Source organism: Pseudomonas fluorescens, from assembly GCF_001307275.1.
In the GTDB taxonomy this organism is placed as follows: domain Bacteria; phylum Pseudomonadota; class Gammaproteobacteria; order Pseudomonadales; family Pseudomonadaceae; genus Aquipseudomonas; species Aquipseudomonas fluorescens_AA.
This window is the reverse complement of sequence record NZ_CP012831.1, coordinates 5213429-5234180: the sequence shown is the minus strand read 5'-3', so window position 1 is coordinate 5234180 and position 20752 is coordinate 5213429. Positions and strand designations below refer to the sequence as shown.

The following is a 20752-nucleotide window of genomic DNA, read 5'->3' as shown; positions in this document are numbered from 1 at the left end:
AGCATGGCCGGTATTTTCGGGGATGTGCCTCTGGCCGGCTTCTCGACGTTTGGTGAAATCCTCGGTTTGAACCTTAACCAGACACTCACGGCGATTTTCTTCTTCAGGGTCACCAAGGGCGCCGGGTTTGTCGACGAGTACGTCGATCACTTCATCACTCACTATGGCGAGTTCAAAGCCTTTTTCCTGCGCCGCCAGATCAAGAAGCTGGCGGGCCTGAACCATGTCGTGGTCAAGCAGATCATGGCGTTCAAGATGAATGACTTCAGCAGCGCCTTGGACACTCGCGGCCTGGACCAGACGATCCTGCCGGTGTTCGACGGCCTGACGGACCTGGGCCAGGTATTGGCGCAGGCCAGCCAGCACCAAGCGTCGATGGCGACGCAAATCAAGCATTACTCCGGCGAACTGCACCTGTCGATGGATGACCTGACGGGCACCATCGACCGGCAAAACAGCGTGGCCGAGCAGGCCGGCACCACCGTCGAGCAGCTTGCCACGCAAGCGGGTGAAGCGGTGGTCGGTGCCCGTGCGCTCGCCAGTTCGAGCTTGCGTATCCAGTCGATCGTACAGGTCATCCAGCAAATCGCGGGACAGACCAACCTGTTGGCCCTCAACGCCGCCATCGAAGCAGCGCGGGCCGGTGAGATGGGCAGAGGCTTTGCGGTGGTGGCCGATGAGGTCCGCAAGCTTGCGGAAATCACCCGCAAGAATGCCGCGGAAATCGGCGTGGACATCGACCTGCTCTCGACGGAGATCCAAGGCGTCGCCCAACAGATCGAAGACCAGTCCGTCGCCGTGAGCGCCCTGCGGGAGATGCTCGATGCCCTGGAAGACTCCAGCCGTACCACCGAAGGCACGGCACAACGCACGAAGGCCATCGCCGACACCTTGACCGGGCTGACCCACGCCAATGCGTGAGGCCAAGTCGCCCCGGCGATGGATCAAGATTGAGCGATCAGCACACGTCCCCTTGTGGGAGCGAGCTTGCTCGCGATGACGTCGGCACAGTCAATCACCGCAAACTGATCTACCGCTATCGCGAGCAAGCTCGCTCCCACAGGGAGTTTGTGGTTGTTCACAGGCGTCACCGTCAGGGAATCAACATCTGCACCTGCCCCGGCACGACGATCTTGATCACCCCGGCCCAGGAACACATCAAGGTGCTGTTGGCGTCGATGGCCGGCATGTTGCCCAGCAACAGGGTCGGTGCGCCGCCGGGGATCCACGGGGCCGCAGTGGCCGGGATGCAGGGCATGGGGGTCAGCACGCCCAGGGCCGCCGCCGTGGCGGCGGCCACGGTGGGGTTCGCCAGGCTCATGCACATGCCGAAGGTGGTGACGTTCACCAGCGGGATGTGATCCATGATGTTCGCCGCCGGCATCCCGCCGGTCAGCAGGCGATTGACCGGCAGCACATTGAGCACCGCCGGGGCTGCGCCGAAGCTGCATTGCAGGGTCGCGGTGCTACAGACTTGCGGGCATCCCATCGCGGTGGCTCCTTTGACAGCGACTCCCCGAACCATAGCTCGCCCGCATCCGACGCGCACGCCGCCATGCATCAAGCCCGCTGATTATCCGGCAACACGCTAACCTATAAGACCCTGGCGTGCTTGTGACGCCTCCCACGCGCCATTAGATTAGCCAATGATCGATGGCCTCCAAAATAAGCAGAAGGGATAAGCATGGCGTTTACTGATCAGTCCACCCGCGTGCGCGACGGTGAAGAACTCGATGCCAACCTGATCGACCCGTACCTCAAGGCCCACATTCCAGGCCTGACCGGCCTGCCACGGATCAGCCAGTTTCCCGGTGGCGCGTCGAACCTGACCTACCTGCTGGAATACCCCGAACAGGAATTCGTCCTGCGTCGGCCGCCGTTCGGCCACAAGGCCAAGTCCGCCCACGACATGGGCCGTGAGTTCCGCATCCTCAACCAATTGCGCGAAGCGTTCCCGTACTGCCCCAAAGCCTATGTGCATTGCACTGACGAATCGGTGATGGGCGCCGAGTTCTATGTGATGGAACGGGTCAAGGGCATCATCCTGCGCTCCGACCTGCCGCCGGAGCTGGGTTTCGACGCCGCCCGCACCGAAGCGCTATGCAAGAGCTTCATCGACCGGCTCGTCGAACTGCACCGCGTCGACTACAACGCTTGCGGCCTGGCCGACCTGGGCAAGCCCGAAGGCTACGTGGCCCGGCAGATCCGTGGCTGGAGCGACCGCTACGAAAAAGCCCTGACCCCCGATGCGCCGAAATGGGCGGCGGTCAAGGCCTGGCTCAATGACAAGATGCCCGCCGACCACCCGACGTCGAGCATCGTCCACAACGACTACCGCTTCGACAACGTGATCCTCGACCCCGAGAACCCGATGCAGATCATCGGCGTGCTGGACTGGGAACTGACCACCCTGGGCGACCCGTTGATGGACCTGGGCAACAGCCTCGCCTACTGGATCGAGGCGGACGACCCGGCGCCGGTGCAACTGATGCGCCGCCAGCCGAGCCACGCCCCCGGCATGCTCACCCGCCGCGAATTCGTCGATTACTACGCCGAGCGCGCCGGGATCCGCATCGACAACTTCGACTTCTACTACACCTACGGCCTGTTCCGCCTGGCCGGGATCGTCCAGCAGATCTACTACCGCTTCTTCCACGGCCAGACCCAGGACAAACGCTTCGCGCAGTTCGTTCAGATGAACAAACTGCTGGAGCAGATGAGCCTGCAGGTCATCGGTAAATCCACGCTCTGAGCGCCCCATCACAAGGAAACAGCATGTCCAAGACCCAGTTGTTCGACCTCGACGGTAAAATCGCCTTCGTTTCCGGCGCCAGCCGCGGCATCGGCGAAGCCATCGCCAAACTGCTGGCCCAGCAAGGCGCCCATGTGATCGTGTCCAGCCGCAAGCTCGACGGTTGCCAGCACGTGGCCGATGCGATCATCGCCGCCGGCGGCAAGGCCACCGCCATCGCCTGCCACATCGGGGAAATGGAGCAGATCAGCCAGGTGTTCGCCGGTATCCGCGAACAGTTCGGGCGCCTGGACATCCTGGTGAACAACGCCGCCACCAACCCGCAGTTCTGCAACGTCCTGGACACCGACCTGGGTGCGTTCCAGAAAACCGTGGACGTGAACATCCGCGGCTATTTCTTCATGTCGGTGGAAGCCGGCAAGCTGATGCGCGAAAACGGCGGCGGCAGCATCATCAACGTGGCGTCGATCAACGGCATCTCGCCGGGGATCTTCCAGGGCATCTATTCGGTGACCAAGGCCGCGGTGATCAACATGACCAAGGTCTTCGCCAAGGAATGCGCGCAGTTCGGCATCCGCTGCAACGCCCTGCTACCGGGCCTGACCGACACCAAGTTCGCCTCGGCGCTGGTCAAGAACGACGCCATCCTGAAAACCGCCCTGGCGCAGATCCCCCTCAAGCGCGTGGCCGACCCGAGCGAAATGGCCGGCGCGGTGCTGTACCTGGCCAGCGATGCGTCGAGCTACACCACGGGTGTGGCGTTGAATGTGGATGGTGGGTTCCTCTCCTGATAGCGAACGCCATGGCAGACCTGTGAGAAACCCTGTGGGAGCGAGCTTGCTCGCGATGGCGGTGTGTCAGCCAAGATCTTTTTCACTGACACGCCGCCATCGCGAGCAAGCTCGCTCCCACAAGGGATCCTCTGCGATCGCACAAATGAATATTTATTCCAACATTTGCAATTTGAGAATATTTATTCCATAAAGAACCTTCTGAAAATAACAATTCAAAGGGCTCTTTCTCATGCGTGAACTCGGCATCGGTCTGATTGGCACCGGCTTCATGGGCCGTGCCCATGCCTTGGCGTTCCACAATGCCAAGGCGGTGTTCGACCTCCCCCTGAACCTGACACTCGCGGCCCTGGCCGACGCCGATCCGCAGCGTGCCCGGCAGTGCGCCCAAAGCTGGGGGTTCGAGACGGCCCACAGTGACTGGCAACAGCTGATCGACGACCCCAAGGTCAACCTGATCGCCATCACCACCCCCAACCACCTGCACTTCCCGATGGCCATGGCGGCGTTGGCGGCGGGCAAGCCGGTCTATTGTGAAAAGCCCCTGGCGGTGTCCCTGGAGCAGGCCGAGCAGATGCGCCAGGCGGCCAGAGCCGCCGGGGTAGTGACGCGGGTCGGCTACAACTACCAGCACAACCCGATCATCCAACTGGCGCGGGACATGATCCAGCGCGGCGAGCTGGGACAGATCATCAGCTTCCAGGGTGAGTTCAGCGAAGACTTCATGGCCGATCCCGCTTCGCCGTGGTCATGGCGTTGCGAAGCGAGCCACGCCGGTGGCGCACTGGCCGACCTGGGCAGCCACTTGCTGGCCATGGCCCGACACTTGTTGGGCGATGTCGAGGCCGTGTGCGCCGACAGCCAGACCGTGCATCACCAACGCCCTGCCAGCGCCGGCAATGCCGAACAACGGGCCATCGCGGTGGACGACCACGTCCACGGGCTGCTGCGTTTCGCCAATGGCGCCCGGGGCACGGTGAGCAGCAGTTGGCTCAAGCATGGCTACAAGAATCATCTGAGTTTCGAGATCAGCGGCACCCTCGGCACATTGGCCTTCGATCAGGAACGGCTCAATGAACTGCGCCTGTGTCGCGCCGGCCAGCCAGGTTTCCAGCGCCTGCTGGCCGGCCCGGACCTGCCCGGCTATGCCGCATTCAGCCCCGCCGCCGGGCACCAGTTGGGCTACAACGAATTGAAGACATTGGAGGTGCAGGAACTGATCATGGCCCTCGCTGGCGAAGGCGGCAGCGGCACGGACTTCGACGAGGCCTGGGAAGTGGAGCGGCTGGCGGCAGCGATTCGGATGGCGGCGCGGGAGCAGCGCTGGGTCAAGGTCAGCGAGCTGTAACCGCTCACCTCAGTGAACACTTTTGTGGCGAGGGAGCTTGCTCCCGCTGGGTTGCGCAGCAACCCTAAAAAGACTGAATGCTGAATGCGACCAACCTGACACACCCGGGTGAATGGTTTTGGGGCTACTTCGTAGCCCAGCGGGAGCAAGCTCCCTCGCCACAAAAGCATGTTCCCCAAGGGTAGAGAGTAAGTCTGTGGTGAGATATGCCCCCTCCCACCATTTTCTTATTTCATTAACGACTAGAGAACTGTCAGCTCTGACAGTAGATACCCCCTCAGATTCGCGCCAAATTAGCTCCCTGCACACCCGCACAGAGCCTGGCGATGGATCAACCGGAACGCTTGAGCATCACCCCTCCTTCGTTGCCAAAGGGCGGCGGAGCCATCCAGAGCATCGGCAGCGGCTGGGGCGAAGTGGGTTCCACCGGCAAGGCGTCCTTCGACTTGCCGCTGCCGATTTCTCCAGGACGCGGTTTCGCCCCTGCCCTGCGGCTCGGTTACGGCAGCAGCGTGGGCAACAGCCTGTTCGGAATCGGCTGGGTGCTGTCGCTGGGCTGCGTCGCACGGCGGATCAGCAAGGGCGTACCGGCCTACACCGACGACGATGTCATGTTGGGCCCCGACGGCACGGTGTGGATGCCGGAGCGCGATGATGACGCCGAGATCATTCGCCGGCCTGTCGACACGTATCAAGGTCTGGACCTGGGCACGGTCTATCAGGTCGCGCGTTATTTTCCGCGTATCGAGGGTGCTTTCGAACGTATCGAACACTGGCGGTCAGCGGATGACTACCCAGGGTTCTGGTTGATTCACGGGGCCGATGGCAGCCTGCATCTGTATGGTTTCAACGCTTCGTCACGCAGCACCGACCTCGAAGACGCCCTGCGTGTCGGCGAGTGGCTGCTGGAAGAAAGCCTGAACGCCCATGGCGAACACATTCTCTATGAATACGCGGGCGAAGATCATGCGGGCATGCCCGCCGATACGCCGCGGGACTTTCGCGCCCAGTGTTACCTGAGCCGAGTGCGCTATGGCAATGCCGAAGCGAACGCGCACCTTTATCACTGGGCGCCGTCCCAACACGAACGAGCCCAGTGGCACTTCGACCTGATCTTCGATTATGGCGAGCGCGACACCGGGTTGACGGACATCCCCGCCTACGCGCCGACGAATACGTGGCCGGTACGCAGCGATGCTTTCGCCACCTACGGCTACGGTTTCCTGCTGGGCAACCTGCGTCTGTGCCGGCAAGTGCTGATGTTCCACCATTTCGCTGAACTGGGCAGCGAACCACGGCTGGTGCAGCGCTTGCTGCTGGAGTACCACACCACCGAACTGGGCTATAACCTGCTGTCTGCCGCGCATCAACAAGGCTACGACGAACAAGGGCACATCGAGTCGCGCCCACCGGTGGCGTTCAGCTACGCGGCGTTTTCGACCGAAGATGCCGGGTACCAGAAATTCGATGCCATGCCCGGCCTCAACGACGGCCAGCAATACCAGTTGGTCGACCTGTATGGCGAGGGTATTCCCGGTGTGCTCTATCGCAGCGACAAGGCCTGGTACTACCGCGAGCCGCTGCGCGCCCAGGCGCCCCAAACACCGGATGAGGTGAGCTACGACGCGTGGAAACGCTTGGACGCCATCCCGGTCATGGACAGCCGCAAACCGGTGCGCCAGTCATTGATGGACCTCACTGGCGATGGCCGGCTGGATTGGGTCATGGCGCAACCCGGCGTGAGTGGCTTTTTCACCCTCAACCCGGATCGCCACTGGTCGAAGTTCGTCACCTTTGGTGCCTTCCCCGTGGAGTTCTTCCATCCACAAAGCCAACTGGCCGACCTGATGGGCGGTGGATTGTCCGACCTGGCCTTGATCGGCCCACGCAGTGTGCGGTTGTACGCCAATCGTCGAAATGAAGGCTTCGCGGCGGGCAAGGATGTCGCGCATTTCGTCGAAACGGCCCCCGACGATCGCCTGCCCTTGTTGAGCCAGGCGCAGACCGAATTGGTGGCGTTCAGTGATGTGTTGGGCACTGGCCAACAGCATCTGGTGCGCATTCGCCACAACGAAATCGTCTGTTGGCCCAACCGTGGCCACGGTCGCTTCGACCCAGGCTTCCGTCTCGGGAACCTGCCTTACACCTACAAGTCTTTCGATGCCTCGCGGGTGCTGCTTGCCGATCTGGACGGTTCCGGCGCCGCTGACCTGATCTACCTCACCAGCGAACACGTCGAAATCTTCATGAACCGCACCGGCATGGGGTTCGAGACCACCCCACGGATCCTGCCCTGGCCCCCGGGCGTGCGTTATGACCGTCTGTGCCAGGTCAGCGCCGCCGATTTGCAAGGCCTCGGCTGTTCCAGCCTGGTGCTGACCGTACCGCACATGAAGCCCCGGCACTGGCGCTGCGACTTTGTCCAGGCCAAGCCCTATCTGCTGCACCGTACGAACAACAATATGGGCGCGGCAGGCGAAGTGTTCTACCGCAGCTCAGCCCAGGAATGGCTCGATGAAAAACAGGCACTGCTGGCGGCGAACCTGGAAATCGCCAGTTATGTACCGTTTCCGATGCCCGTGTCCGTGCGGCAGATCCGGCTGGATGAAATCACCGGCAATCAGTTGACCCAGTGCTTTGAATACCGACAGGGTTTTTACGACGGGCAGGAACGCGAATTCCGCGGCTTTGGCCTGGTGCTGCAAACCGACAGCGAAACCACCGGCGACGAACAGCGCCAGGTCGGCTTTACCGCGCCGGTACTGCGCAAAAGCTGGTTCCATACCGGGCGCACGCCCGACCTGCCGGGGCTGGACTATGACCGTTCGGACAGCGCGGCCCAGCCCCTGGGCATGGCCTTGCTGCTGGCACCCCAAGGTGACGCACCGGACGAGATCATCGGCAACGCCAATGACGAAACCCGCCACGACATGGCCTACGCCCTGGCCGGCGTGTTGCTGCGGGTCGAGGTATTCGGCCTAGACGCCGCCGACCCGTTGCAGGCCCGGCCCTATTCGGTGCAGCAATCGCGCTATGCCGTGCGCCTGTGGCAAGGGCGGGACGACTACCAGCCGTACTGTCGGATGCAACCGCTGGAACTGGAGTCCATCGTCTACACCTACGAGCGCCAGCCGGACGACCCGCTGTGCCAGCACCACATCAACCTGGCCTGGGATCGTTATGGCGCGCTCACCCACGAAGTGACGGTCGACTATGCCCGACGCAAAACTATCGACGACACGCCCCCGTTCGACGACGTCCATGAACAAACCTGGTGGCGTGCCGCCCACGATGACGCGCAGCGTTTCTACTACCTGAATGAACACCGCGCCCAGTTCATTCACCTGGACGATCAGCAAGCCGTTCGCCTGGGCTTGCCCTACCTGTCCCGGAACAACGTGATGGTGCTGTCGAAGACGGTGCTGCGGCCGCAAGACATCTCCCATGAGGCGCTGTTCGACCGCCTCAATGCCCCGCCCGGCGGAGAATTCCAGCGAGTGCTGGCCCACTTGTCCGAACAGCGCTATCAACACGCCGGCCAGACCTTGCCGGCGGGACAGGCCAGCTTCGAGGCCTTGGCCGACTACCTTGAATCCGCCGAGCTGGATGAGACAGCGCTACAAGCGTATGCGTCAGTGCTCAGCCCCGAAGAGCTGGCGGACAAACTCCCTGGGCTCGGTTATCACTCCATGGCCGCCGTGTTGCCGACGGAACCGGACCGGGTGTTGTGGTCGACGCGCAAGGGGTTCATGACCTATGCCGGACCGGAGGGATTCTACCGGCTGATCAGCGCCCGGCCCACTGAAAGCCAGGGGCCGACGGACATTGTTTTCGATGCCTATCACTGCCTGCCACTCAGCGTCACCACGGCTGACGGATGCAGCACCCGCGTGGCCGAAGTCGACTACCGGTTCCTGCTACCCCGGCGCATCGTCGATCCGAACCAGAACATTCAGGAGGCCCGCTATGACGGTTTTGGCGAGCTGTCGGCCAGCAGCTTCCATGGCACCGAGCGCGGCATCGAGGTCGGTTTCGACCCAATAGACCAGCACCAGCCGGGTATCCGTTTACCGACCGAAGCCATTGCCGCCCCCGACGCCGCCCTGCAAGGCGCGGCCAGCGCCTGTTTTCGCGATGCCTTCAGTTGGGTGCAGCGCCGTGAGCCGGTACACGCCGCCGTCTTGCAAGCCGACCGCTATCCGCAACCGCCGGACAATCCCGAACGCAAGATCCGTATCGCCGTGCAGTGCTGGGATGGCTTTGGCCGGAGTCTACAGAGCAAACAAAAGGTCGAGCCAGGTACGGCCTATCAGATCGCGGAGGACGGCAGCCTGGTGCTGGACGACGACCAACCGGTGAGCGCGCCGGCCGCCGAGCGTTGGCGGGTCAGCGAACGGGTCGAGTACAACAACAAAGGTCTGGCGGTGCGCATCTACCGACCGTATTTCGCCGACGGCTATCGCTACATCAACGATGAATCGTTTCGCCGATTCGGCCATTGCGACCAGCAGTTCTATGACCCACTGGGTAGACCGACCTTGACGGTCACGGCCATGGGGTATTGGCGGCGGCAGCGGTATCTAGGTTGGTATGGGATTGGCGAAGACGAGAATGACACCTTGTTTGACAGAGGGCTGAGCGATGAGTGAGTCCAATCCGTTATTGAGCCATCTCGTTGACGCTACCGAGGCACCTGCGGATGGGACGAAGGAAGAGAAAGTCGACTTCGTCACTGCGATGGAACGCCTCGATATCCAGTCGGTGTTTGATATCGTCCGGCAACCCAAGGGACTTTTTTGCCAACGCCTGGCCAAGTTCAGTGATGCCGATGGCGAACTGGCCTATGACAATGCCTTGTGCTACGCGGTACAAATTGCCCGTTTGTACCGCGAAAAGCAGGTGACTTCCGACAGCGCTCGTCCCGCGTCCAAACGCACAGGGGTTCGCGCCCTGGTGGATATCGGCCCCAGCTATCCCAACTTGTTCAAGGAGCGTTGGGACGAGTTCTGCAAAGTCGGTGCACTGGCGGCGGTGGATTCTCCGGTGGCTTACCTGAGTGCCCTCTATCGCCTGGCAACGACGTCATTGGAGGAGGAGAACACGGGCGACGCGTCGAAGAAGATTCGTCTGGATGTTCGCCGGCCCGATATCAAGACCTTATTGATCGACCAACAAGCGACCTTCAAGCCCCTGCCGATGCTGGATATTGCCAACACGGTCCTGAGTCAGGGGATCGAACGTTATCTGTCCGGTACGCCTTCCGCAGGAACGCCGCTTCACCGTTTGTTTGCCGCGAAGTATTACCCCTTCAGTTTTCCGTACACCCACGCTCATCACCAGTGCCAGTTGGGGTTGTCCCAGAAAAAACTGATGCTGGGTGAGATCAACTATTTAATCAGTCCACAACTGCCCGTCACGGGCGGCAACAATTACGGCCGAGGGCAGCAACACCCCACAGTCGCGCAACAGCTGTTTGCAGGGTTGAGCGTCGAGCAATACGGCGTGTTGACGCGATCTACACCGTTCAGCACTTACTACATTTCGCATTCCCAACTGGTCCAAGGCTGGCAGGGACCAAGCATTTCCAACCTGAATCTATTTGAGGCCCGCTCGACCAGTTACCTGTTGCCCCAGCAAGAGGTGATCAAGCGTGCAGAACCCGAGGCGCATGAAATTGCGACTTCGGGAGGGGCCATGAGCACTCAGGTAACGCTTGCTTTCAGCAAATCCGGCGAGGCCGATAAAGACACTGTATTGAGCTTTGGCGTTCGCCGGATCAGAGAAAATACAAATTATGCGATCAACCGTTACTCCCCGGTCAAGGCTCAACCAGCATGCACGTATATTCAATATCTACCGGCTGATAATGCAGGTGCCTCGCTGCAAGTAAGTCCCGGTTATCAAGTGACCTTCGATATGCTCGTGGCGACGTTAGGTGCTGATAACAGTACCCAACTTCTCGAAAAACAGCGCTTCACCCTGGCACTCGATGAAGCTTACGTGTTGACCGGTCCAGAGCAGGAATTCTTTCGTACCTACTACGGCATGGAGGTGATGACGCTGAACACGGCGTCCCTGTCGAACCTGAACACCTTCATGGCCAGGACCGGATTGAATGCCGACCAGGTCGAGGCCCTGCTTTCCCAACGCAGCCAGCGCCCTCGGCTATCGGCCAATTGCCCGTCCCTCAACCCTTTGGTAAACGGTGTGCAGTTCAATCTACCCTATCCGCACGCGTCACATTATGGGGCCTGTTACGTGAACGGCGTGGGCTCCGACAGGTTCGATGCGTCCGCCGAAAACCCGGACTTCGACAGGTTCGATAACTCCATGGGGCTCAAGGAAACCTTTGAGGACGGGCGCAGCGAATGGTCCATCACCAAGACGTCTCTGAACCGTTTCGACCGCCTGCAACGCATGATTCGCCTGCAACGCTGGATGAACATCCCCTTCGCCGAACTGGATACCCTGGTGGTCAGTGCCATTCGCGGCTGCGGTGAAAACAACCTGGACATGGCGCTCAATGGCGATGTCATGCGTGTTCTGGGGCTATTTCGCTATTTCAGCAGCCACTATCAGATCACCGCTGAAGAGTTCGCGGCGTTTTTCCATCACCTGCCCCCCTACGCCACGGGAGACCGGACCCCACTGTTCGACCAGGTATTCAACAGCCCGAGCCTGTTCGATACGCCGTTCGTACTGGACCAGCAAGCATTCGATCTTACCAGCGCAGATCCCGCCGATCAGAAAACCGCCTATCAGCTCTGCGCCGGCCTTGGCGTTCAATTGACTGAAGGTTCTCTGCTGCAACTGGCGAATATCACGATTGCCCATGTCGGTCCCTTGACGCGTTCGTTGGAGACCGTCTCCTCGCTTTACCGCCAGGCCCGTATCGCGCGGATGTTGGATCTGTCGATTGAGGATTACTGTGCCTTGCTGGACTTGCTGGGGGGCGAAGCCTATCAGAAGAATCTCGCCACGGGCCGGTTCCGCTTGGGCGGCGGCGCGCCGGATATCGCCGATATATTGATGCACATGGACTGGGCCGTTACCTGGCTCAGGGACACTAAACGCAAAGTCGGTGATGTGCGGCGTCTGCTGAGCCGAGACCCGTATGAGTTCCTCCCGCTACAAACGTTGCTGGAGCGTTTGAATCGATTGGCGGCCGAGTTGACGCCGGCGCTCGTCAGCCCATCGGAGCTGGATCGGTTGAGCCTTCCGGTAAAAGACGACCAGAACGCGGACATCGCCTGGCGCGCCTTACTCAGAACCCGATTGCTCAACGATCAGGGGCTGGTGACCGGTGGCTATCCCTATCCAGAGACTTTGGAGGATACAACGGTCCAGATGATCGACCGCACTCTGGCGCAAGTACTCCAGCCTCTGCATTTATCAAATGACGTCAAGACAAGCATTCAGGCGAAGCTCGGCGAGTGCCTGGTCAATGGCTACGCACGACAACTGCAGCTGCTTGAAGGCCTGCTGCAAGATACCCTGGGCTTGCCCATGGCCCTGGCGGAGAGTGTCGTCCAATGGAGCAATAACACCACACATGGCTTGCTGTCCGAGGTGCTCGCGATGCCGACCCAGGGCCAGAACACCGCCCTGACTGAGCGTTTTCAGCCACTGCTGTGCCATGCCGCCGTCGCACGGCATCTGGGGATCAGTGAACGTGCGCTGCGAACATTCCTCCGTGAACCGGCCTGGCTAGGCCTCGCGAACAACGCATCGAACCTTACCCTGGCCAGCCTCTACTACCTTGAGCGCTACGGCCTTTTGCTCGACACCCTGGGCAAATCGGAAGCCGAGTGGCTTGCTTATCTGGCGCTCGCAAACTCCCCCGACAAAGCCCGGAAAGCCAAAGATCGAGCGGCAACCATCAACGACTCAGCCAACACAGCGTTGGCCCAACTACTGGGCTGGCAGCCCGGCGAAGTGAAAACCTTATGCGATACCTTGCCGGATGGTCGTGCGACCCAATGGCTTCAGATGGAGTGGGTGTACCGCTGCCAACAGGTGTGCCAGACGACGGGGCTTGGGGCCGCCTCCGTGCTGCTGTGCGCGGGGGTGAGCGCCTACAGTAACAGCACCAGTTGGCTCCCTTTGGGCGAAGCCATGATGGCTGCAAGTCGCTGATCAGGAGGTATTCCTAATGACGATTTCCATCGAAAAACAACTGAATGAAACGTTGCGCGATATTCAAGTGGCTTACTACTTGGATCAGGTTGTGCCCCACGACCCTGTTTTGCAGCAATTAGGCCTCGGCGACAAACTGAAAACCGCCAACGACCTGTACGAGTTTCTACTGCTGGATGTCCAAGTCAGCCAGGAAGTGGAGACCAGCTATGTCGCCTCGGCCATCGCCAGCCTGCAGCAATACATCAATGGCGTACTCATGGGCATGGAACCTGGCTACGAGACCAAAACCCTGGCTGACCACCAGATCGCCGAATGGCGCGACCAGCAATGCCAATACCCGCTGTGGGCGGCGAACCAGCAGTTGGCCTATTACCCTTCGATCTATATCGACCCTAGCTTGCGAATGAAGAAGTCCAAGTACTTCCTCCAGTTGGAAAACGATATCAACCAGAACAAGATCCACCTCGACACGACCCAGGAAGCGGTCAAGCACTACCTGGCCAGCTTCGAGGAGGTGGCCAACCTGACCATCGTCAATGGCTATATCACCGATGACGACTTCGCCAACGGCACCTATTACTTCATCGGCAAGTCACGAGCGGAGAACCGGTATTACTGGCGCTCGGTGGACATGTCGCAACGCAGCTACGTGAGTGGCACCAACGGGCCCAAACACGACTACCCGCAACCGGGGGCTTGGTCAGACTGGACAAGCGCAGACTTGGGAATTTCCGAGGCTACGGTAGAGAAAACCATCCGCCCGGTGTTTTTCAATAATCGCTTGTTCGTGGTTTGGGTCGATGTGCTGCACCTGGCCGAAAGAACGGAATTCAACAAGAAGCCTCCCGTTGGTAACGCCCCACCCGAAATAGAGACCATCACGTTCAACCGTACCGAGTTGCACTTGAACGTTTCCTATAAGAAATATGACAATTCCTGGAGTGCCCCGCTTTGTTACATCACTGCCACCAGTGAGGCGGATAACTTTCCGCTGGGCGAGGATTTGAACGGGGTGTTGGAGACCATTGCTATCCAGGACACTTCAACGACGCCCGACGCCTTGTTCATTGCGATGTACGCAGGGTATACGCCTAGTACTGAAATTGATGGCAGTAAAGATACATACGCCTTCCTCAAGACGGCCAACATAGACAAGAACTTCAATCGCGAATTTCTGTTTCCGATTGCCGGCAAAGTCAGCTTGAATCAATCGGACCCAGGCCGTAAAAAACCACACGTATTAAAAGTAGCACGAATATTTGCCCATGAAAACAAGGATAAGTTTCAATTCAAATTACCGGCATTTCAGATTTCCTTGAAAGAAGTAAAAAACTCATCGCCGCTCCGAACAGAACCTCACTGGAATCATGAGAACCTGCAAAGCATTATTGCTGATGTGACCAGCACCAATGTTACATATGACCGCACGAAATCGGAAGTGGAGATCACTTCGCAAATAACATCTGATTTGACGGGAGAAAAGCTTCGACTGATTGTTATTCAGTGTATAGATATAGGTCCACAGACAGAAAGATTTCGGATAACCCTGATTATCACTGAAAGGATCGTAGCTGATGAGTTCCAGATATTGATGGACGGGTCTTCCATCATGAGTCTTTTTGCCCCGTGGTACTTCAACAAAAGCAAGCCATATATATTTAATTCCGGAATCATTGTTTTGCCCATTCCCGAGTCAGGCATTGACTTTTTATGCGACAACAAAAGCGGCGGAGGTTTAACAATTCCGGCTATCGAGAACGGCGCCAAGATGATATCCCTTGCCGGAAAATATGTTCGGACAAGAGCTATTGAAAAACTTTTTGAAGAGTCATTTTTGTATCGATTAGAAGTAACACACCCAGATGACAATGCACCAGACCATGCCATGCTCCAGCAGCGAACTCTCTATCCTGGATTGACGAGATCGTACTTCCAGCACCAACTTGCACGCCCTAAATTAATCAGCGCCCCCACACCTGCCAATCTGGTGGCCGGATCCGTTTGGTTGGCGAACACCAATTATTCAACAGATCTGCCAGCGCCTAATAATCTAAGTGCCAAGATTAAAATAAATCCAGAAACCTTGCTTCCCGACTGGCCGGTGGAATGGCCTGAAAACTCTAAAGTGATTCCATTCAACCACGGTGTCTACGTTCGTGATGGCGCAGCTAATGGCCCCTTGCTCGGTGGCGGCAACAAACACTTAACCGTCGAGTTGAAACTGGAGACCACAAGCGGCGATACGTTGAAAGCCCCTGGCATGGGCACGCGTGATAGCCCCACACTGGGCATCGCCGAGTTCATAGATTTCGCGGGGTCCGACATCGCGTTCAGCGACGGTTCGACCACGGTCGCTCGCAAACCTATTCGCATGAACACCCTGTTCGCCCGTACCTTGGTGGAAAAGGCCAATATCGCGCTGGAAAGCCTGTTGTCCTGGGAAACCCAGCAACAGGAAGAACCGCCATTGACGCCACCGACAACCAATAACAAGATGGATTTCAATGGTGCCAACGGCCTGTACTTCTGGGAGTTGTTCCTGCACCTGCCGTTCATGGTGGCCCATCGCATGAACCTCGAGCAGCAGTTCGACGGCAGCGAATACTGGTTGAGTTTCATTTTCGACACCAGCCGCAAACCTGATAGCAGCGGCCGCCCGGCCTATTGGAATGTGCGCCCGTTGGTGGAGAACGAGAGTCGTGATCTCGATTATGCCTCCCGGGCGCCCCAGGATCCGGATGGCATCGCCAGCAGCAACCCGATCCATTATCGCAAGGCCATCTACAGCTTTTCTCTGAAGAATCTGCTCGACCGGGGCGACAGCGCCTACCGGCAACTGACGCCCGACAGCCTGGCCGAAGCGAAACTCTGGTACGTACGCGTGCTGGATCTGCTGGGACCGCGACCGGATATCAACCTGATCGACCCCTGGACACCGATCACCCTGCAGACCCTGGCCGCCAGTTCGAGCCAAGGCCTGCGCGACTATGAGCGGCGATTGGCGGCCCAGGATCAGGAGCGGCGCGAAAGCGCGGAGGCCAACGATGGCGTGTCTCTGGTCTTGTTCAACGAACCACCGCTTGAGTTGCGCACCTTCGCCCCGGATCCAAACGTGCTGAGCGTGGACAGCGAATTCCTGCGTGTACCAATGAACTTCAAGCTGGTGGAACTCTGGGATACCGCCGAGAGCCGACTGCACAACTTGCGTAACAATCGCACCCTGGACGGCAAGCCTTTGCTGCTGCCTTTGTTCGCTGCCCCGCTCGACCCGCGAGCCCTGCTCGCTGCCTTCGGCCAGGGCGGCGGCAGTGGCGGTGTTGGCCGCCTGATCGCCGCGGACACCCCGCATTATCGTTTCTCGATCATGTTCCGTAGCGCCAGCAGCGCAGTGGACAGCCTGATCCAGTTTGGCCAGACCTTGCTATCGTTGATCGAACGCAAGGAGCAAGCGGAGTTCCTGGAATTGCAGCACCAGCAAGCCTGGGAGTTCGCCGAACATGCCATTGTTTTGCAAAAGCAGGCACAGAAGATTGAAATAGAGAGTCGCGAGGCTCTGGAAGCCAGTAAAAAGGTTGTTGAAGGCCGCCGGATTTTCTACAAAGGATTGAGCGAAGAAGTGGTCAGTTCCGGAGAAATCCTGGCCGGCATGGAGCATTTGCAAGGACGTATCCTTGAGGGAGGGGCTGCGTTCTCTGACACTATCGCCGCGGGACTCAAGCTGGTGCCTAGCGGTACTTCGGTGAACGCAGGGGCAATGGCCGGCACGGCGAATGGAGCAATAGGCGGTGCCGGTGTCAGCGGGATTGAGAGCAACGCCGTTCCTGAGGTTGTTGCCCATATCGCCCGCGGTGTCGCGGCACTGAGCCACGCAACCGGCGAAGCGTTGGATCGTGCCGAAGGCTACCGTCGCCGCCACCAGGAATGGATGCAGGCCCGTGATCAGGCGGTACTGGAAATCGCCCAGATAGATGCCCAGCTCAAGGTAATGGACGAGCAGCAGGAGGCCACCCGATTGCAACTGCTGCAGGCCGAAGCAGCGTTGGAACAGGCCCGGGTCAGCTATGCCTTCCTGTCCAAACGCTTCACTACCCCCCAGTTGTATCAATGGCTGATCGGCCAGTTTGCGACGTTCTATTACCAGATGTACGACGCGACCTTGTCCCTGTGCCTGGCCACCCAGGCCAGTTGGCAATACGAGATCGCCGACTTCGTCACCACCTTCATTCACACCGGTGGTTGGAACGACAGCTATCGAGGCTTGGGCGCCGGTGAGTCGTTGAAAGTCAATCTGCTGAGAATGGAGAGCGAGTACCTCAAGCGTCACGAACGCAAGCTGGAAATTACCAAGACCGTTTCGCTACGCGAGCTCAAGGACAAGGATCCGGAATCGACCATCAATCTGTCCTGGGAGGCACTGCAGGACCGTCTGGAGCAAGACGGCAGCGTTGCTTTCGAACTGACCCAGGTGATGTTCGACGACGATTATCCCGGGCACTACCTACGCCGTATCAAGCGCATCGGCGTGTCCCTGCCGTTGCTCGTGGGCCCCTATGAAAATATCCGAGCCGAGCTGACGCAGACTTACAACAAGGTCCAGCTGAGTGCGACCGTCGATGGGGTGGTGCGGGAAAACCTGCGCGCCAGCCAGCAGATCGCGCTGTCCAGCGGACTCAGCGATGACGGGATGTTCGCGTTGAACTTCGACGATGAACGCTACCTGCCGTTCGAGGGTACCGGCGCGGTGTCACGCTGGGCCCTGGTGTTTCCGCGGTCGGACCGACAGCAGGATGCGCTACGGTCCCTGACCGATATCATCGTGCACGTCCAATACACTGCCAAGTCCTAGGTGCTATCGATATAGAGAGTGTCAACCATGACGGTTCTGACGCAGGGCATTCACACTCACACACCGACCCTGACGGTGGCAGACCCGCGTGGCCTCGATGTGCGTTCAGTCACCTACTACCGTGCCGTCGAGACGACAGCCCCCGAAGAGCGAATCAACCGCAGCGCTTATGACGCGATGGGACGCCTGGTTAAACAATGGGACCCCAGACTATGGGCGCTCAAGACAGAAGATGCGGCAACACCGGCGAACCTGAACAACCGCTACTCGCTGTCAGGCAAAGTACTGGGCTCGGTGAGTGTCGATGCCGGTGAGCGGATCAGCTTGTTCGGCGATGCAGATCAGTTAGTGGAAACGTGGGACAGCCGGGAGACTGAACGACGGGTCGAATACGACGATCTGCTGCGCCCATTGGCCATTTACGAACAGGGTAAAGGCGAAGCCGCGCGATGCACCGAACGTTATGAATACGCCAATGGCGACACCAGCTTTGCCGCTCACAACCAGTGCGGGCAAGTGATCCGACACGATGATCCGGCGGGCACCCAGACTCTGGACGAGTACGCTTTAACCGGCGGGATACTTGAACAGACCCAACGCTTTTTGAGTTCCTTGGAAATACCGGATTGGCCACCAGGGCCCGCGGACCGAGAAGCACTGTTGGAACCTGTTGCTCAAGCAGCCACCAGCTCTTCTCGCTTTAACCCACTGGGCGATGTGCTGGAACAGATCGATGCCAAGGGCAATCGGCAATTGTTCGACTACACCGTCGATGGGTTGTTGTTCGCGAGCCACCTGCAACTGAGCGGTCAAGCAACGCCTCGGACGCTGGTCGGTGATATCGCCTACAACGCCTATAGCCAGGTTGAACAGGAAACTGCCGGTAACGGTGTGGTCAGCACCCTGACTTACCGTGCCGAGGACGGGCGCCTTCTGCGGCTGCACGCCGCGCGCGATGCCGATGCCCCTCTGCAGGATCTTCGCTATGTCTACGACCCGGTGGGCAATGTGCTGAGTATCGAAGATGCTGCCTTGCCAATTCGTTACTTCGCCAACCAACGGGTGGAACCGATCAACCGCTATGACTATGACAGCCTCTATCAATTGACCAAGGCAACCGGCTGGGAGGCCGGAAGTGCCAGTCGAGGTCCGGGCTTCAACCGCTTCGACGAGCCGGGCGCAGTCGCCAACTATCAGCAAACATACCACTACGATGCAGGTGGCAACTTGCTGGAACTGATTCATGCAGGTCCACAAAGTCACAGCCGCAAACTGACGGCCGCTCGTTACAGCAATCGTTGCCTGCCTGACCTGGATGACCGACCACCGACTGAAGAGGAAATCGTCGCGGCGTTCGATGGCAACGGCAATCTGCTGGAACTGCAACCGGGGCAAGTCATGAGTTGGGACCTGCGCAATCAATTGCACGAGGTGCGCCCGGTGGAACGTGACAGCGGTGACGATGACCGCGAACGGTACTTCTACGGCGGCGACGGAATGCGGCGCCGCAAGGTCCGCTCCACCCAAACCAATGCCCGTTCGCTGATCTCGGAAGTTCGCTATTTGCCAGGCCTGGAGATTCGCACTCGCCAAGGTACGGGCGAAGTGTTGCAAGTGATCTGCGTACAGGCCGGACGCAGCGCCATGCAGGTGCTGCACTGGGAAACCACACCGCCTGCAGGTATGAACAACGATCAATATCGCTACAGCCTGACCGACCATCTGGGTTCCAGCAGCCTGGAACTGGATGGCGAGGCCGGCGTGATCAGCCGGGAAACCTACCATCCCTACGGCAGTACGGCCTGGTTTGCCGGGCGCAGTGAGGTGGAGGCCAGTTACAAGACCGTGCGTTATTCGGGGAAAGAGCGGGATGCGACGGGGCTTTATTATTATGGGTTCAGGTATTACGCAACATGGTTGCAGCGGTGGGTTAATCCGGATCCGGCTGGGGATGTGGATGGCTTGAATCGTTTTCTAATGGTCTCCAACAACCCAATACTTTATTTGGATCGTCTCGGTTTACAGGGTGAAGGATGGAAACGGGCACGCTGGGCAATTAAAACCAAGTTATTCCCCGACACCCGACCACTCTCATTACAACATAAGTACATAGGCAGTCGCCGACTAACTCGCGCAGCTGGCGAAAATTTAGTTGACCCAGAGCGACAGAGGAGCGACTCAAGAAAATTTCAAGGCGTAGAATACTTTGACTCCGATCAACAAGAAAAATATAAAGCCATCATTAAAAAAGGCCTAGTTTATTCCTCTGGCGAAAAAAGCAAGCCATTAACCACGTACTCAGAAAAAGAATTAAATGGAGCAACCATCAGCTTACGCACACCTAAAACCACAACTGGCCTGAATTGGAAAAACTCTCAGATGGCCTATGTATTGAAGTGGGAAAATGATAACCCTAAGCAGAAGGAACTATTGATTTTTCCTCACCAAAAAAATCGATTTCACCATTCCAGCGGTGCCGCGGGGGGGCGAGTTGTAGATGCCGGCATGATGACGATCCATGAAGGCCATATTGCTTACATTGAAAACAAAAGCGGACACTATCGACCCTACATGGAGCAAAAACATCGGACGCTCGATTTTTTAAAAAAAGCAGGTATTGATCTAACCCGCACATTCATCTCAGACGAAGTATATACAGATGATGGCGTGAAATTTGATTTGGGCTCAGTAATGTTTCACAAAGCTGATGAGTTCCATGAAAAACTTGGGAGTGAACTATTTTTCTCGGCACCTGAATACACCCCAGAGAATAGAACACTCTTTGAAAAAAGAACTCAGCAATATTGGTTTTGATCGTCGTGATCGCTCCCGCACAGCCGTACGGGAGCAGATCTCATATCCGAGCCACCAGGAAA

9 protein-coding genes are annotated in these 20752 nt (G+C 58.5%); 8 read left to right on the top strand and 1 reads right to left on the bottom strand.

Translation table 11 applies throughout. From position 1 onward, the window contains the following. Positions 1–3: 3 nt before the first annotated feature. On the top strand, positions 4–921 hold the full coding sequence (locus AO356_RS33455; RefSeq protein WP_420480622.1) for a methyl-accepting chemotaxis protein: 918 nt from the start codon (positions 4–6) through the stop codon (positions 919–921). 172 nt (positions 922–1093) lie between these two features. Here the strand turns inward: AO356_RS33455 and AO356_RS23360 are convergent, their stop codons facing one another. After that, positions 1094–1489 carry a DUF4280 domain-containing protein gene (locus tag AO356_RS23360; protein ID WP_060741760.1) on the bottom strand — a complete coding sequence of 132 codons (396 nt, stop codon included), beginning with the start codon at positions 1487–1489 and terminating at the stop codon, positions 1094–1096. 195 nt (positions 1490–1684) lie between these two features. Here AO356_RS23360 and AO356_RS23355 point away from each other — a divergent pair, with 195 nt between their 5' ends. The 7 genes from AO356_RS23355 (at position 1685) to AO356_RS23325 (ending at position 20690) form a co-directional block, all read left to right on the top strand. Continuing rightward, positions 1685–2752: a phosphotransferase family protein gene (locus tag AO356_RS23355; RefSeq protein ID WP_060741759.1), complete on the top strand. Its 1068-nt coding sequence runs from the start codon at positions 1685–1687 to the stop codon at positions 2750–2752. A gap of 23 nt (positions 2753–2775) precedes the next feature. Then, positions 2776–3543, top strand: coding sequence for an SDR family oxidoreductase (locus AO356_RS23350; RefSeq protein WP_003180553.1), 768 nt, complete (start codon positions 2776–2778; stop codon positions 3541–3543). Between the two features lie 232 nt (positions 3544–3775). Beyond that, a complete protein-coding gene (locus AO356_RS23345; protein ID WP_060741758.1) occupies positions 3776–4891 on the top strand; it encodes a Gfo/Idh/MocA family protein in 1116 nt (371 codons plus the stop codon). 326 nt (positions 4892–5217) lie between these two features. Further along, a complete protein-coding gene (locus AO356_RS23340) occupies positions 5218–9540 on the top strand; it encodes a SpvB/TcaC N-terminal domain-containing protein (RefSeq protein ID WP_060741757.1) in 4323 nt (1440 codons plus the stop codon). Continuing rightward, complete coding sequence (locus AO356_RS23335; protein ID WP_081015410.1) at positions 9533–13027, top strand: Tc toxin subunit A; 3495 nt, start codon at positions 9533–9535, stop codon at positions 13025–13027. Before AO356_RS23340 ends, AO356_RS23335 begins: the two co-directional genes overlap by 8 nt. Before the next feature lie 16 nt (positions 13028–13043). Then, positions 13044–17876, top strand: coding sequence for a neuraminidase-like domain-containing protein (locus tag AO356_RS23330; protein WP_060741755.1), 4833 nt, complete (start codon positions 13044–13046; stop codon positions 17874–17876). A 27-nt stretch (positions 17877–17903) separates the two neighbouring features. After that, complete coding sequence (locus tag AO356_RS23325; RefSeq protein WP_237140770.1) at positions 17904–20690, top strand: RHS repeat domain-containing protein; 2787 nt, start codon at positions 17904–17906, stop codon at positions 20688–20690. Positions 20691–20752 lie beyond the last annotated feature (62 nt).